The 17368-nt window shown below is 71.8% G+C and carries 6 protein-coding genes; 5 read left to right on the forward strand and 1 reads right to left on the reverse strand.

Features of this window, described 5'->3' with window-relative positions; genetic code table 11:
- The first annotated feature begins 24 nt into the window (after nt 1-24).
- The 4 genes from ABFX81_RS05575 to ABFX81_RS05590 all read left to right on the forward strand — a co-directional run bounded on the left by ABFX81_RS05575 (nt 25) and on the right by ABFX81_RS05590 (nt 15872).
- Nucleotides 25-10935: a non-ribosomal peptide synthetase gene (locus ABFX81_RS05575; protein WP_346137689.1), complete on the forward strand. Its 10911-nt coding sequence runs from the start codon at nt 25-27 to the stop codon at nt 10933-10935.
- Nucleotides 10922-12622 (forward strand): ABC transporter transmembrane domain-containing protein, encoded by a 1701-nt coding sequence (locus tag ABFX81_RS05580; protein WP_086851129.1) that lies wholly within the window; start codon nt 10922-10924, stop codon nt 12620-12622. Before ABFX81_RS05575 ends, ABFX81_RS05580 begins: the two co-directional genes overlap by 14 nt.
- A gap of 372 nt (nt 12623-12994) precedes the next feature.
- Nucleotides 12995-13816, forward strand: a complete 822-nt coding sequence (locus ABFX81_RS05585; RefSeq protein WP_086851113.1) for an MHYT domain-containing protein — start codon at nt 12995-12997, stop codon at nt 13814-13816.
- A gap of 49 nt (nt 13817-13865) precedes the next feature.
- Nucleotides 13866-15872 carry a nitrate- and nitrite sensing domain-containing protein gene (locus ABFX81_RS05590; RefSeq protein ID WP_086851115.1) on the forward strand — a complete coding sequence of 669 codons (2007 nt, stop codon included), beginning with the start codon at nt 13866-13868 and terminating at the stop codon, nt 15870-15872.
- Between the two features lie 86 nt (nt 15873-15958).
- On the opposite strand, the gene ABFX81_RS05595 is transcribed toward ABFX81_RS05590, so the two are convergent.
- The gene (locus tag ABFX81_RS05595; protein ID WP_086851117.1) at nt 15959-17059 is read right to left on the reverse strand and encodes an alpha/beta hydrolase-fold protein; all 1101 of its coding nucleotides are present in this window, start codon (nt 17057-17059) and stop codon (nt 15959-15961) included.
- A 90-nt stretch (nt 17060-17149) separates the two neighbouring features.
- Here ABFX81_RS05595 and ABFX81_RS05600 point away from each other — a divergent pair, with 90 nt between their 5' ends.
- Nucleotides 17150-17362, forward strand: a complete 213-nt coding sequence (locus tag ABFX81_RS05600; RefSeq protein ID WP_086851119.1) for an MbtH family NRPS accessory protein — start codon at nt 17150-17152, stop codon at nt 17360-17362.
- Nucleotides 17363-17368: the final 6 nt, after the last annotated feature.

The raw sequence follows: 17368 nt of genomic DNA on the forward strand, positions 1-17368 counted from the left end.
CCTTGAAAGGGTGCTGAGTCTTCGATGATGGAACCGAGCGCTCGTCTCGTACGGCTTTCTCCCGCACGCCTGGCCGACGTACGCCGGCGGACCGGCGACTACTCCGACAGGACCATCACCGAAGCGTGCGCCATCGGGCTGTCGTACTGGACGACGGGCCGCAGCCCCGACGGCATCGACCTCACCCCCGGAACCCTGTTCGCCGACGTCCTCGGATGGGTCGACAACGGCGGGGCCGGGCCCGGTGACTGGGAGGTCGGCGCGGACGGCCGGAGCATCACGGTTCCGGACGGTGTCGCACCGGCCGAAGCGCAGCTCGCGCTGGACGACCTGGCCGACTTCCCGGACCGGCCCCTCGGCACCATCGGCCCGGCCGGCGTGGCCGCGAGACTCGAACTCCTGGCCCGCTGGAACGACACCGAAGCCGACCGGATCCGCCCGACCATCGTCGAGATGTTCCGGGAGCAGGCCCGGACCAGGCCGGACGCCGTCGCCATCGTCGACGAGCACCGGTCGCTGACCTACCGCCAAGCAGCTGAACACGCCGGCCAGTTGGCCCACCACCTGATCGAACGCGGCCTCGGCCACGAACAGGTTGTCGGCATCTCGCTGGGCCGCTCCGCCGACATGGTCATCGGACTGCTCGCCGTGCTCCAGGCGGGGTGCGCGTTCGTGCCGCTCGATCCGCAGTGGCCCGCCGCGCGCCGGGCCGTCGTCATCGAGGACGCCCGGGTCGTCGTACAGCTCAACGCCTCGGGCGAGCACGACCCGGCCGAACCGCCGGCCCTGGCCGTCGACCTCGACGACTGGCGCTACGGTTCCCACCCCACCGAGGGAACCGGCGTCACCGTCCACGGCGACGCCCTCGCCTACGTGATCTTCACGTCCGGCTCCACCGGACGGCCCAAGGGCGCCATGATCCGCCACGAGGCGATCAGCGAGCGCCTGCTGTGGCAGGTGAACGAGATCCTGGGCTTCGGCCACGACGACGCCTCGCTGTTCAAGGCGCCGTTGTCCTTCGACATCTCCATCAACGAGATATTCCTGCCGCTGGTGTCCGGCGCCCGCCTGGTGGTGCTGCGGCCCGGCGGCGAACGCGACCCGCACCACCTGCTGAGCGTCATCGCCGAACAGCGCGTCACCTTCACGTATCTGGTGTCGTCCATGCTGGACGTCCTGCTGGAGATCGCCGGCGAATCCGGCCGCCTGGACAGCCTGCGGCACGTGTGGTGCGGCGGCGAGGTGCTGACTCCGGAGCTCTACGAGCGGTTCCGCACCAAGCTCGACATCCCCATGTACCACGGCTACGGCCCGGCCGAGACGACCATCGGCGTCTCCCACGTCATCTACCGGGGAGAGGCGGAACGCCTGTCGACCTCCATCGGCAAGGCCAACCCCAACACCCAGCTCTACGTCCTCGACGAGGAACTGCGCCCGGTCCCCGTCGGCGTCGGCGGCGAACTGTACGTGGGCGGGTTCCTCCTGGGACGCGGCTACGTCAACGCGCCCGGTCTGACGGCCTCCCGGTTCGTCGCCAACCCCTTCGCCGGCGACGGCTCCCGCCTCTACCGCACCGGTGACCTCGCCCGGTTCGCCCCGGACGGCTCCCTCGACTTCCTCGGCCGGGCCGACAACCAGATCAAGATCCGCGGCATGCGGCTGGAGATCGAGGACGTCGAGGTCGGCCTCGCCGAGCACCCCGGCGTGCGGCACACCTGCGTCGTCGCACGGAAGAACACGGCGGGCGGCACCTACCTGGTGGGCTACGTCATCCCGGCCGCCGGCAGCGAGGACCTGCGGGCGGACGAGGTCAAGGCGTGGGCCGCCGAGCACATGGTCGAGTACATGGTGCCCGCCCACATCGTCGTCATGACGGAGTTCCCGCTCACCGCCAACGGCAAGCTCGACCGCAACGCCCTGCCGGAACCCACGATCGGCACCGGCACGCTCGTACGGCCCACCACCGACGACGAGCGCGCGGTCTGCGCGGCGGTCGCGGCGGTGCTGCGGCTCGAAGAAGTCGGCGTCGACCAGGACTTCTTCCAGCTCGGCGGCGACAGCATCCTGGCGATCTCGCTGCTGACCGCGCTGCGCGACGCGGGCCTCTACGTCACGGCACGGCAGATCTTCACCCACAGCACCGTGGGAGCCCTGGCCGCGGTCGCGAGCCGCGAGGACGTCTCCACGGTCGACCACCGCGACGTGGCGACCGGGTCCGTCGTGGGTTCGCCCATCGTGCAGTGGCTCGGCGAGACCACCGACGCGATCGACGGCTTCGTGCAGTCCGTCGTGCTGAACACCCCGCCGGACCTGACCGCCGACGCGCTCGACGAGATCCTCACCGCCGTGGTCCGCAGGCACGACATGCTGCGCGCCAGGCTGGTGCGCGCGGACCGCTGGAGCTTCGACATCCCGGAACCGGGCCGGGCCGTCGCGGGGTGGCAGGAGAGCGACCGGCCGCTCGACGCGTGCGTCGCACTCGCCACCGACGCCCTGGACCCCGACAACGGGGTGATGCTGCGAGCCGTCTGGCGCCGTGAGGCGGGGCAGCTGGTCCTGGTCGCCCATCACGTGGTGATCGACGGAGTGTCCTGGCGGATCCTGATGGACGACCTGGCCACGGCCTGGCGGCAGTTCACCTCGGGTACTCCCGTCGAGCTGCCTCCGGTGGGCACGTCCTTCCGGCGCTGGACGCAACTGCTGGAGCGCGCGGCGTTCGACGCGGACAGTTCCTACTACTGGCGCCCCCTGCCGGGAGCGGACCACCCGGTGGGCAGGCGGGCGCTGTCCGACGCCGACACCGTCGCCACCGAGCGGCTGCGGACCGTCTCGGCCGGCCCGGAGGTCACGTCCGCGCTGCTGGGCGAGATCCCCGCGAAGTTCCACGCGGGCGTCAACGACGTCCTGCTGACCGGGCTCGCCGTCGCGCTCGCCCGATGGCGCCGCGACCTGGGACAGGACCAGACCTTCGCGCACATCGAACTGGAAGGCCACGGCCGCGAAGGACAGTTCGTCGCCGCCTCCGCCGGCTTCGAGCCCGAACTGTCACGTACCGTCGGCTGGTTCACCACCCTCTTCCCGGTCACCGTCGACCCCGGCCCGGCGGCCGACTTCACCGCCCCCGCATACCTGACCGCCGCCCTCAAGGCGGTCAAGGAAGACCTCGCCCGGGTGCCCGACAACGGCGTCTCCTACGGTGCCCTGCGGTACCTGACCGACACCGAGTTCGACGCGCCCGCACCGCAGGTGCTCTTCAACTACCTGGGCCGCTTCGCCGCCGGTGAACCCGGGGACTGGCAACTCGCCCAGGCGACGGGCCAGTTGGGCGAGAAGCGGGACCCGCGGATGCGCCTCCCGCGCGCCCTGGAGTTCAACGCGATCGCCGAACCGGCCCCGAGCGGCGACTACGACCTGGTCACCACCATCTCCTGGCCCGACGGCATGTTCAGCGACGAGGACATCGCCACCATCGGCGGCTACTTCCGGGACGCCCTGGCCGGACTCGCCGCACTCGACCCGCAAGGCGGCCACTCGCCCAGCGACTTCGGCCTGGTGCCGCTGACGCAGGCCGACGTCGACGCGCTGGACGGCCCGGCGCTGCGGGACATCCTGCCGCTGACGCCGTTGCAGGAGGGCCTGTACTTCCACTCCGTCTTCGACGACGACTCGGCCGGCGCCTACGTCGAACAGCAACTGCTCACCCTGGACGGCGAGGTGGACGCCGACCGGCTCGCGGCGGCGGCCACCCGGCTGCTCACGCTGTACCCCAACCTGGCCGCGCGGTTCGTGGCCCTCGCCGACGGCCGCGTGGTCTCCGTACTGGAGGGCGGCGCCGAGGCGCCCTTCACCATCCTGGACCGCCCCGGCATCACCGACGCCGAGCTGCGCGACCTGGCCGAGCGGGACCGCCGCGCCGGATTCGACCTGGCGACCGGCCCGTTGATGCGGTACACCCTCGTCCGCGGCGGCCCGGGCCGCACCGTCCTCGTGCAGACCGTGCACCACATCATCGCCGACGGCTGGTCGGTGCCGCCGATGCTCCGCGCGCTGCTCGCCGAGTACCACGCGCCGGGGACCGTCTACCCGGTCGGCGGTTTCTCCGACTACGTACACTGGCTCGCCGGACGCGACGCCGACGAGAGCGACCGGGTGTGGCGCGAGCAGCTCGCCGAGCTTCCCGGCCCGTCGCTGGTCGCCGAGGGGCACACCCCGTCCGACCGGTTCGCCGACACCGCCGTGCGGCCGGAGCACGACATCGACGCGGCCGCACGGTCGGCCGGCGTGCCGCTGAGCGTGGCCGTGCACAGCGCCTGGGCGGTGACGCTGGGCGGCATCCTGCACGGCAGGGACGTGGTGTTCGGCTCCACCGTGTCCGGCCGCGACGCGGACGTGCCCGGCATCGAGGACATGGTGGGCCTGTTCATCAACACGATTCCCGTACGCGCCCGTTGGACCGGCACCACCACCGCGCGGGACCTGCTCTCCTCGGTGCGGGAACACCAGGGCGCCGTCCTGCCGCACCAGCACGTCTCACTGGCCAGGATCGGCCGCCAAGCCGACGCCGGCTCCCTGTTCGACACCCTGGTGGTGTTCGACGTCGCGACCGACGTGGACGGACTGCGGCGGCCCGGCGACACGCTGGTCGTCACCGACCTCGTCAACGAGGGCGCACCGCACTACCCGCTGACCCTCGTCGTGGAACGCGCACTCGACGGCCGTCCCCGCTTCAACCTGATCTACGACGGCGAGCTGCTGCGGGAGACCACCGCCCAGTCGATCCTGCGCACGTTCACCTCGGCCCTCACCGCCCTCCTCACCCGACCGGACACCCTGGTCGACGACGTGGCGTCCGAGGGCGACCGGCGTCCCGCGCGCATCACCCCGACGACCCTGGGCGGCCTCTTCGACGCCGCCGCGCGGCGCGACCCGGCCGCCACCGCCGTCACCCAGTGCGGCCTCGACGGCGGTACCCGGTCCCTGACGTACGGCGAACTGGCGGAGGCCAAGAACCAGTTGGCCTCCGCACTGCGCGCGGCCGGTGTCGGCCCCGGCCGGCGGGTCGCCGTCGCCGTCCCCCGGTCCGTGGAGCAGGTCGTCGCCCTGGTCGCCATCGTCACCGCGGGCGGCGCGTACGTACCGCTGGACCTGGCCTACCCGGACGAACGGCTGGAGTACATCCTCGCCGACGCCGCCCCGCAGGTCGTCCTCGTGGACCGCGAGCAGCGGGACCGCTTCACGGAACTCCTGGCCCGCACAGGCGTGCCGGCCGCCGTGCTCGTACAGGGGGACGAACTGCCGGTGGGGGAGAGCACCGCGCCCGACGCCAGCTGGCACGACCCCGCGTACGTGATCTACACGTCCGGATCCACCGGACGCCCCAAGGGCGTCGTCGTCCCCCACTCCAGCGTGGTGACGCTGCTCGCCAACACCCAGCCCGACATGGACTTCGGACCGCACGACGTCTGGGTCCAGTTCCACTCCTTCTCCTTCGACTTCGCGGTCTGGGAGCTGTGGGGAGCGCTCGCGCACGGCGGTGAGCTGCTGGTGCCGGAGTACGGGCTGACCCGCTCCCCGGTCGACTTCCACCGGCTGGTCCGCGAGCGCGGGGTGACCGTGCTCAACCAGACGCCGTCCGCTTTCTACCAGTTCATCGAGGCCGACCGGCACGACGGCGAGCCGCTGCCCGCCCTGCGCCGCATCATCTTCGGCGGCGAGGCGCTGGACCTCGCGCGGCTGCGCGGCTGGGTCGAGCGGCACGGCACCGGCTCGCCCGAGCTGGTCAACATGTACGGCATCACCGAGACCACCGTCCACGTCACCCACCGCGTGCTGACCGAGGAGGACTTCGGCCCCGGGGACGACATCAGCCCGATCGGCGGCCCCATACCCGGCCTGGTCACCTACCTCCTCGACGACCGGCTCCGGCCGGTGCCGCCGGGCCGGGTGGGTGCCATCTACGTCGCCGGCGACCAGGTGTCGCTCGGCTACCTGGGCAGGCCCGGCCTCACCGCTGGCCGGTTCGTGGCGAACCCCTTCGCCGGCGACGGCTCCCGCATGTACCACACGGGCGACCTCGCCCGCCGCACCCTCGACGGCGAGCTGGAGTTCGCCGGCCGCGCCGACGACCAGGTCCAGCTCAAGGGCTTCCGCATCGAGCTGGGCGAGGTGGAGTCCGCGATCCGGGAACTCGACGGCGTGATCGACGTGGCTGTGACGGTGGCGGACAGCGGGGATCATCTGGTGGCGCACGTGGTGGGCCGGGTGCCGGGGGACTTCGCCGAGCGACTGGCGGGGAAGCTGCCCGTGCACATGGTGCCGGGGCGGGTGCTCACGATCGATGCCCTGCCCCTGACGGTCAACGGCAAGCTCGATCGAAAGGCCTTGGAGAAGCGCGCCTCTAGGGGCGCGGGGAACTGCGCGACAAGCCACGACGCACCCGCAGACGAAAACTCAGCTGTAGCCGCACTCACCAAGATCTTCACAGAGACACTGCCCGGCTCGGACGTGACCGCCGACACCGACTTCTTCCACGCCGGAGGCGACAGCATCATCGCCATCACGGTCGTGAACAGGGCCCGCACGCTCGGCCTGCCCATAGCCCCCCGGGACGTGTTCCTGCACAAGACCCCTCGCGCGCTCGCCGCACACCTGCCAACGCGCACACCACAAGCGACCGCCCCCACCCACCGCGAGGACGGCCCCCTCCCCCCGACGCCGATCATCCTGCGCCAACGCGAACTGGGGGGCTCACTCACCCGCTTCGCCCAGGCCAGAACGCTCGTGGTCCCGGACAGCTCCTTCGCCGATGTCGAACGCGCCGCGAACGCCGTGGTCGCCACACACCAGACCCTGCGACTGAGGCTCGGTACCGAACACGGAGTGTGGATCCTCCGCACCGAACCCGCCCGCGAAGTCACCGTCGTACGCCCGGACACCACCGACACCACGACCGCCGCGAACGAGGCCGCCGGGCGGCTCGACCCCGAGTCGGGCGAGGTCGTCGCCTTCTCGTGGCTGGAGGCGAGCCGGACCCTGGTCGTCACCGTGCACCACCTCGCCGTCGACTCGGTGTCCTGGCTGATCCTGCTGGACGACCTGGCCGCCGCCCTGCGCGGGGAAGCCCTGGCCGCACCGACGACGTCGTACGCCGAGTACGCCGAAGCCCTGGCCCTCCGGTCCGCCCACGCGACCGACGACCTCGGGCACTGGCTCACCACGCTCCAGGCGCCCCCGCTGCTGCCCGCCGTCGGGGGACCGCGGGAGACCACGGTCGTCCTCCCGCCCGAAGCCACCGACCGCCTGACCCGCACCGCCCCCGCCACACTCGGCATCGGCCTCACCGAGCTGCTGTGCGGAGCCCTCCGCACGGCGCTGACCCACATCCAGCCCTCGCCCACCGACCTCGCGGTCGACCTGGAACGGCACGGCCGGGTCCCGGTGCTGGAACATCACGACTACACCCGTACGGTCGGCTGGTTCACCGCGATCGCACCCGTACGCCTCACCGCGCACACGGACCCGGTCGCGGCGGCCCGCGAAGTCGCCGAACGCCAGCCGGACGAGCGCGCCCACGTCGCCTACGGACAGCTCAGGTATCTCAACCCGCAGACAGCCCCGCTGCTCGGCACCGCCCGCCCGCAGGTGCTGTTCAACTACCTCGGCCGGGGCAGCGAGTCCCAGGCGGTGCACCTCACCGGCGGCGACCAGGGCAGCCCGTACGCCGTCGAGGTCAACGCCTGGCTCGACGAGACCACCGGCAGCCTGCACGCGGCATTCACCCTCGCCGAGGGCATCCCCGACGAGATCACCGAGCACTGGCACCGCGCCCTCCAGCGCATCGCGGACGCCGCCACGACAGCCGAGCGCACCGCACCGGTCACCCCGCTCCAGCGAGGCCTGTTCTTCCAGGCCCAGATGGCGGGCTCGGCCGGGCACTACGTGGCGCAGAGCTGGTTCACGTTCGACCGGCGCCTGGACACCGGCGCGCTGGCCGAGGCGATGGCGTACGTGATCGCCCGGCACCCGGTGGTCGGCGCGGGCTTCACGACCGACCCCGACGGCAATCCGGTCCAGGTCCTCAAGGCCGGCCGGCGGGTCGACGTCCGCACGGTCGAGCTGGCGGCGGAAGCCGAGGTCGACGCCCTGCGGGCCCGGGACCGCGACACGGGGTTCGATCCGGGTGAACCGCCGCTGATCCGGCTGACCGTGGTGCGTCTGCCCGACGACCGCGACGGCCTGCTGCTCAGCTACCACCTGCTGCTGTGGGACGGCTGGTCCCGCGAGATCCTGCTGCGGGACCTGTTCGACGCCTACGAGGCCGCCGTCGCGGGCGAACCCCTCGACGCGGTTCCGGCCACGCCGAGCTTCGAGGACTACGCCCGGGCGCTCGACGCCAAGGACCCCGCCGTCTCGGAACGCTTCTGGGCGGAGCACCTGGCCGGCCTCCCCGGCCCCACACTGCTCGCCGGACCGGCGCCGTCCTTCTCGGACGACCTGCCGCGCGCGCTCGTGCACACACTGTCCGCCGAGCAGTCCGACCTGCTGCGGGAAGCGGCCAGGACGCACGGCGTCACCCTGAACTCCGTGCTGACCGGCGCGTTCGGTCTCCTCCTCGGCGCCCACACGGGCCGCAGCGACGCCGTGTTCGGCGTGACCGTATCCGGCCGGGAGGGCGAGGGACTGTCCGACATCGTCGGCGTGCTCCTCAACACCGTGCCGATGTGGACGCGGCCCCGGCCGGACGACACGGTCCGCGACTACCTCTCGGCCGTGCAGACGGCCAGGGTCGAGGCGATGGAGCACGAGCACCTGGGGCTCGGCGAGATCCAGCGGGCCAGTGGGCACGACACCCTGTTCGACAACCTGTTCGTGCTCCAGAACTTCCTGGACATGGACGCCTTCGCCGAGATGAACGCCCGGCACGGCATCACCTCGGTGAAGGCCGACGACTCCACCCACTATCCGTTCACCTGGGTCGTCACGCCCGGCGACCGGCTCACCGTCAAGCTGGAGTACCGCGACCAGGACACCGGGAACGCCCGCCGCCTCCTCGACGACTACCTGCGCGTGCTGGAGGACCTGGCCCGGTCGACCGGCCCGGTGGGCGCGCTGCGGGGCCTCGGGCCCGAGCCCTCCCGGGGCGAGCGCACGGACGTCGGCACGGACACCGTCGTCGACCGGTTCGACCTGGCGGCGGACCGCGCACCGGAGCGGGTCGCGCTCGTCGCCCACGGTTCGACGATGACGTTCGCCGAACTCCGGGACCGCAGCCGCGCGGTGGCCGGCGTGCTGGCCCGGCGGGGCATCGGCCCCGAGACGAACGTGGGGCTCGCGATCCCGCGCTCCCTCGACTCGATCGTGGCGCTGTTCGCGGTGCTGCGGGTCGGCGCCGCGTACGTGCCGCTGGAGCTGGACCACCCGGACGAGCGGATCGCCGCGATCGTCGAGGACGCCCGCCCGGAGGTGATCCTCACCGTGAGCGCCGTGTCGCCCCGGCTGACCTCGCTGAACGGCGAGCTGATCGAGCTGGACCTCCCGCTGCCCGAGGCCGAGCCGTACGTGACGTTCGCACCGGACGACCCCGACCGCCTGCGGCACCCCGCGTACACGATCTACACCTCGGGATCGACCGGCAAGCCCAAGGGCGTGGTGACCGAGTACGCCGGACTCACCAACATGCTGATCAACCATCAGCGCCGGATCTTCGAGCCGGTGCTGGCGGAGCACGGCCACCGGATCTTCCGTATCGCGCACACCGTGTCGTTCGCGTTCGACATGTCCTGGGAGGAGCTGCTGTGGCTCGCCGACGGGCATGAAGTGCACGTCTGCGACGAGGAGTTGCGCCGCGACGCGCCCCGGCTGGTCGAGTACTGCCTGGAGCACGGGATCGACGTCGTCAACGTGACCCCGACGTACGCCCAGCAGCTCGTGGCCGAGGGCCTGCTCGACAACCCGGAACGCCGGCCGCCGCTGGTGCTGCTCGGCGGTGAGGCCGTCACGCCGACGCTGTGGCAGCGGCTCGCCGAGACCGGGGGAACGGTCGGCTACAACCTCTACGGACCCACCGAGTACACCATCAACACCCTCGGCGTCGGCACCTTCGAGTGCGAGGACCCGGTGGTGGGCGTGGCGATCGACAACACGGACGTGTACGTCCTCGACCCCTGGCTGCGCCCCCTGCCGGACGGTGTCCCCGGTGAGCTGTACGTGTCCGGCATCGGCATCGCGCGCGGCTACCTCGGGCAGCCCGCCCAGACCGCGCACCGCTTCGTCGCCTGCCCCTTCGGGGAACCCGGCGAACGCATGTACCGCACCGGGGACCTGGTGGTCCGCCGGCCCGACGGCAACCTGATGTACCTGGGCCGCACCGACCAGCAGGTCAAGATCCGCGGGCACCGCGTCGAACTCGGCGAGGTGGAGGCCGCGTTCGCGGCACACCCGGCGGTGCGGTTCGTCGCCGCGGTCGCCCAGCCCGACCCGCAGGTCGACGGCTCGTACCGGCTGGCCGCCTATCTGGTGCTAAACGGGGCGGAGTTGGCGACGGTGGCGGCCGATGTCGGCGCCGGACTGCCGGACTTCCTCCGCCCCACGCACTACGCCCAGGTCGACAGCATCCCGCTGACGGTGAACGGGAAGGCTGACACCAAGGCGCTGCCGGAGGCCAAGCCGCTGGGCGCGCTGACCACGGTGGGGGAGCGGGGGCCCGAGACCGAGACCGAGACCGTGGTCTGCGAGTACTTCGCCGAGGCACTGGACCTGGACGACGACGAGGTGAGCGCGGTGAGCGACTTCGTGTCCCTCGGAGGACACTCCATGCTGGCGGTGCGGCTGATAGGGCTGCTCCGCCGCGAGTACGGTCCAGTGATCACGATCCGAGATCTGTTCACCCTGCGCACCCCGGAAGCGATTGCCCGCCACCTCGATGACAACTCCTGACACGCAGCGGCCCCGCTCGGGGTCCGACATCCTCCGCACCGCACTGCGCCGCAACGTGGGCGCCATGGCCGGCGGCACCTTCCTCATGGGCATGTACCAGGCGGGCGAGACGGCCTTCCCCATCGCGCTCGGCCTGATCGTCGAGCACACGATGCGAGACCGGAGCCTCGGTGCGCTCGGCCTCTCGATCGCCGTGCTGGCCGTGATCATCACGACCGTGTCGCTGTCGTGGCGGTTCGGGATGCGCATCCTTCAGAAAGCCAACACGACGGAGGCGCACCGCTGGCGCGTGAAGGTCGCGGCCTGCGGACTCCAGCCGGTGGCCAGGGACGTCGACCTGAAGTCCGGCGAGGTGCTGACCATCGCCACCGAGGACGCCGACCAGACCGCCGACATCATCGAGGTGGTGCCGCTGCTGATCAGCTCGCTGGTCGCGGTGGTGGTCGCGGCGGTCGCGCTGGGTATGGCCGACATCCGGCTCGGCCTGCTGGTGATGGTGGGAACCGTCGCGATCCTGTCGTGCCTGAGCGTGCTGTCCAAGCGGATCGGCACCAGCACCCAGGAACAGCAGGCCCGGGTGGCGCGGGCGGGCGCGAAGGTCGCCGACCTGATCACCGGCCTGCGCCCGCTGCACGGCTTCGGCGGCAACCACGCGGCGTTCCGCTCCTACCGTGAGGTCAGCACGGAGGCGAAGGTCCAGGCGATCACGGTCGCCAAGGTGAACGGCGCCTATGCGGGCACCGCGCTGGCCCTCAACGCGGTCCTCGCCGGCGCTGTGACGCTGACGGCGGGCTGGCTGGCGTTCGACGGCCGGATCAGCATCGGCGAACTCGTCATGGCCGTCGGGCTGGCGCAGTTCATCATGGAACCGCTCAAACTGTTCTCGGAGATGCCGAAGTACGTGATGATGGCGCGCGCCTCGGCCGAGCGCATGGCGCTGGTGCTGACCGCGCCGCCGGTGATGACGCCGGGATCCGAACGCCCGGCCGAGAGCGCGGACGTGGAGATCGACTGTGTCCGGTACGGAACCCTGCGCAAGCTGAAGTTCCAGGTATCAGCAGGGGAGTTCGTGGCGATCGCCGCCTACCAGCCGCGTGCCGCCGCCGACCTGGCGTCGATCCTGGCCGTGAACGTCCCGCCCGGCGCGTACGAGGGAACGGTGCGGGTCGGCGGGCGGGACCTCGCGGACCTGTCGGTCGAGGCGGTCCGCGAGCACGTGCTGGTGAACCCCTACGACGGGGAGATCTTCGCGGGGACGCTCCGTTCGAACATCGACCCGTCGGGCACCAGCCGCATGGTCCCCGAGGCCGTCGAGGCGTCCATGCTGACCGACGTCGTCGCCCTCCACCGCGAAGGCCTCGACTACGGCGTCCGCGACCGCGGTGCCAACCTCTCCGGGGGACAGCGCCAACGGCTCTCCCTGGCCCGCGCCCTGGCCGCCGACAGCGACGTGCTCGTGCTGCACGATCCGACGACGGCCGTCGACGCCGTCACGGAACAGCTCATCGCACGCAACGTCGCGAAGCTGCGCCGGGGCCGCACCACCATCGTCCTCACCAGCAGCCCGGCCCTCCTGGACGCCGCCGACCGGGTCCTGGTCGTGGACGACGGCGCCGTCACGGCCGAGGACACCCACCGCAACCTCCTGGCCACGGACGAGGACTACTGCCTCGCGGTGGCCCGGTGAGCCGGTGGCCCGGTGACCGGTGGTCCGCTTCAGCGGGCGGCCGTCGCGGCCCACTCGTCCCCACGACCGCCTCCTAGCGCATCTTTTCGGCCACGGTACGAGGCCGGCTCAGGGGCATATTCCGGCCCGAACCGCCGCGCTGGTGCGGCCCCCCGCCTCTTCGGCGAGCCGTGGGGGCGGCGAAGTACAGACGAGGTAAGGGGAGTGTGAAGCACTTGCGTGAAAACGGGGCAGTACTCCACACCGCAGTACTTTAATCCTCACCGACCTCCGGCAAGCAGTGGCGTGATTGCGTTCCCCCGGGTCTCTGTTACCGGCGGTACTTACGTGCGCGCTGAGCTCTCCGCCCGGCGGGCGAGAGGGGGTTTCCCCGTGGGACACATGGATCACTTCAGCGCCGGATGGGTCACTCCCGTCCTCTCCTACATCATGGCCTGCGTCGGCTCGGCCCTGGGTCTGCGGTGCACCGTCAGGGCCCTCGAGACCGACGGCGCCTCGAAACGGAACTGGCTGCTGCTGGCCTCGTTCGCGATCGGTTCCGGCATCTGGACCATGCACTTCGTCGCGATGATGGGCTTCGGCGTCGAGGGCACGCCCATCCGCTACGACGTCCCGCTCACCGTCCTCAGCCTCGCCATCGCCATCGCCGTCGTCAGTGCCGGCGTCTTCACCGCCGGGTACGGGCGCTCGCGCGTCGCGTCGGTCGCGCTCGGCGGGCTCGGCACCGGACTGGGTGTCGCGGCCATGCACTACACCGGCATGGCCGCGCTCAACCTGCACGGCACGGTCGACTACGATCCGGTCAGCGTCACCGCCTCCGTCGTGATCGCCGTCGTCGCCGCGAGCGCCGCGCTGACCCTCACCCTCACCGTGCGTGGCCCCGTCCTCGCCGCCGTCGCCGCGCTCGTCATGGGACTGGCGGTCAGCAGCATGCACTACACGGCCATGTACGCAGTCGACGTGAGCCTCGCGCCCAGCAGCGCGGAGCTCCCCGGGGCCACGGCCACCGAGTTCCTCTTCCCGCTCGCCGTCGTGCTCGGCTCGTTCCTCTTCCTCACCTCCGCGTACGTCGCGCTCTCCCCGACCGGCAAGCGCGCCGAGTCCGTCGCCGCCGAACTGCTGCGCGAGGTCGAGCTCTCCACCGCGACCGCGACCGCCACCGCGCCCGCTCCCGCCACCACAGCGACCGCCTGAGCCGCACGTCCGCAGAGCCGCACCACACCCACCCTCGAAGAGGTATCCCATGCGTGTCATCCGCCGTACAACGGAACGGCTGCGCCCCAGATCGGTCCGGGCCAAGATCGTCGCGCTGCTCATGCTGCCCATCGTGTCCCTCATGGCGCTGTGGGGCTTCGCCGCGGTGACCACGGCCTCCAGCATCGGCGACGCCGAGCGGGTCAAGGACGTCAACGCCGAACTCCTCGCCCCGCTCGACGGCTTCGTCACCGCGCTGCAGGCCGAACGGACCGCCGCCACGCGTCACGCCGCCGCGCCGGGCACGGCCGGCCCCGACACGATCGAGGAACCCCGCAAGGCCACCGACCAGGCCGCCGCCGCCTTCCGTGACGGCGCCAACGCCGCCACCGCGGACGCCGAACTCCTCGACGCCGGGCTGCCCGCCCGCATCGACCGCCTGGAGGCCGACGCGCGCGGACTCACCGAACTGCGCGCACGGGCCGACGCGAAGGGCGCCGCCCAGACGCTGTTCACGGGGTACTCGACGGTCATCGAGCACGCCTTCGCCGTCACCGGCGCGCTCACCGGCGAGAACGGCACCGACGCCGCGTCCGAGGCGCGGGTCGTCCTCGAACTCGCCCGCGTCCGCGAGGCCGTGGCCCAGGAACAGGCCCTTATCGCGGCGGCGAGCGGGGCCGGGAAGCTCACCACGGAGCAGTACACGCTGTTCGTCGGTGCCGTCGCCACCCAGCGGGAGCTGCTGGAGCCCGCGGTGGCCGACCTGAAGCCGGAGCACCGGACGGCGTACAACGCGGTGCTTCGGGACGGGAGTTACGACACCCTCAGGGCCGTCGAGAACAAGGTGCGCGGCGCCGGGCCCGGCACCTCGGTCATCTCCGCGGGCCTCCTGAGGGACTGGGACGAGGCCGCCGACACCGTACTGGAGGGGCTCGCCCGGGCCGAGTCGGACGCAGGCACGGGGGCCACGGCCAAGGCGGACCCGTTCGGCTGGGACACCCTGGGCAGCTCCGGCATCGCCGTCATCCTCGGTCTGGTCGGCGTGCTGCTGTCGCTGCTCGTGTCCGTGGGCGTCGGCCGGGGGCTCATCGTCGAACTGCTCGACCTGCGCGACTCCGCCCTGGAGGTCGCCGGGCGCCGGCTGCCGCGGGCCATGCGCAGACTGCACGCAGGGCAAGGCGTGGACATCGACGCCGAGGCCCCGATGCGCCGCCTCGTGGGCGACGAACTCGCCCAGGTGGGCACCGCACTCACCGCCGTCCAGCGGGCCGCGCTCAAGGCCGCCTCCGAGCGCGCCGAACTGCAAAGCGGCATCTCCGAGGTGTACGTCAGCCTCGCCCGCCGCAGCCAGGTGCTGTTGCACCGCCAGCTCGACCTGCTCCACCGACTGGAGCAGCGCCCGCGCGAACCTGCCGAGATGCAGGAGCTGTACCAGGTCGACTACCTCGCCACCCGGATGCGCCGCCACTCCGAGAGCCTGCTCATCCTGTCCGGTCTCGCGCCCGGACGCGGTTGGCACGACCCCATCCCGCTGGTGGACGTCCTGCGGGCCGCCGTCGCGGAGATCGAGCAGCCGGGCCGGGTCCGGCTCTGGGCCATACCGCGCGTCTCCCTCAACGGCGGCTCCGTCGCCGACGTCATCCATCTGCTCGCCGAGCTCGTCGAGAACGCGGCCTCCTTCTCACCGCCCAGCGCTCATGTCCATCTGCGGGCCGCCCGCATGCGTGACGGCCTTCTCATCGAGATCGACGACAGCGGCTTCGGCATGGACGAGGAATCGATGGCCGAGGCCAACCGCAAGATCCGGTCCGAGGACGTCGACCTGCTCGACGCCAAGCGGATCGGGCTCATCGTGGTCAGCCGCATCGCCGCCCGGCAGGGCCTGGGCGTCGAACTGCGCTCCTCGGAGAGCGGCGGGGCCACGGCCGCCGTCCTCATCCCCGAGAACCTGATACGGGACGACATGCCGGTGCACGACGAGACGGTCCCCGGCGGCCAGGGCGACGGCCGGACACTGGCCCCCGCGGCGGCGTTGATCCCGCCGCAGGGGGAGTGACGACGACTGTGGGCCGCAGGGCGTGCTGATGACAACGCTCAACCACTCATCACGCGGACACGGCTCAGTCGGATCTTCTCATCGCGTCAGCCGTGGTGAGCGAGGGCCCAGGCGACATCCCTGAGCAGGGCCTGCCGCCACCCCGCCCGGTCGTGGCCCGACGCCGACCGCGCAACCCGAACCGTCGCACCGGCCTGTCCGGCCTGGGTCTCGACCAGCTCGCAGTGGGGCAGCATCCGCTTCTCGTGTTCCCCCACGTCGAACGCGACCCGCAGACCGGACAGGTCGGGGCGCTCCCGCAGGCGCGCGGCGATCGCTCCGCCGACCGGGCCGCCCAAGGGGTCCGCCAGGCCCAGGGCATCGGGTGTCCACCAGAACGACGGTGACTGGCAGGCGACGCGGGACACCAGGTCAGGGAACTCCAGTGCCGCGTACAGCGCGCTCAGCCCGCCCAGGCTCTGCCCAACGACCACCAGCCGGTCAAGCTCGGCGGGGACCCCGGACTCCACCACCAGCGGCAGCAGTTCGTCCCGGACCGCCTCCCACAGCGCGGCCCGGCACGCGAACTCGGCCTCCCTGTCCTTGGCCGGCAGGAAGACGAGAGTGACCGGTGGCATCTCCCCACTGGCGACCGCCGAGTCGAACGCGGTCATGGCCGGGTGCAGATACAGCCAGTCGTCCCCGTCGAGGAGCAGGACCACCGGCCCGCCGCCGCCCGCCGGATGCACGCGCACGGTCCGCCGCCCGCCCAGCCGTTCACTGGCCCAGCGGATCCGGGTGCGGGGGAGGGGAAGCACGCCGTCGGCGCCGACAGCGGGCCAGTGCGGCTGGGCCGGCGCGTCCGGCGTCGCCGCGATGGACCGGTCTCCGCCGGCCCCGACCGGGTTGAGCGCATCGGCGTACGCCTCCTCGCCCACGCGGAACTGATACGTCACCCGCAGCCGCGCGGGCATGCGCACCTCGGCGTACCAGCAGTCCGTGTCGCCGAACCGGCGCAGGGGCACCGGCTCTGACCAGCTCTCGAAGTCGATGCTCGCCGCATCGGACCCACGCCACAGGAAGAGGGTCGTCCAGCCGTCGCCGTCGGGTATCGACACGGGTGTCCGCGCGGCCGCCCAGAACGCGTCGGAGCCGGGTGTGCCGGGCAGTCCGAACGCGGCGAACGTGTCTTCCCCCACCAACCTCATTGCACGTCTCCTTGTGGAGCGGAAAGCGAGAAGGCTAAGCTCAGTTGCGATTAGGCGAGCCTAACCTAATTTCACAGGAGGCACCGGCACATGAGCACCAACCCCTTCGACGACGCCGACGGCCGTTTCCTCGTCCTCGTGAACGACGAGGGCCAGCACTCGCTCTGGCCGTCCTTCGCGGATGTGCCCGGGGGCTGGACCATCGCCTTCGCGGAGAACACCCGGGAGGCCTGCCTGGAGTACGTCGAGGCCAACTGGACCGATCTGCGCCCCCGTTCCCTCGCCGAGTCCATGGACGCCTGACACCCG

It is taken from the genome of Streptomyces coeruleofuscus (assembly GCF_039532725.1).
Classification (GTDB): domain Bacteria; phylum Actinomycetota; class Actinomycetes; order Streptomycetales; family Streptomycetaceae; genus Streptomyces; species Streptomyces coeruleofuscus.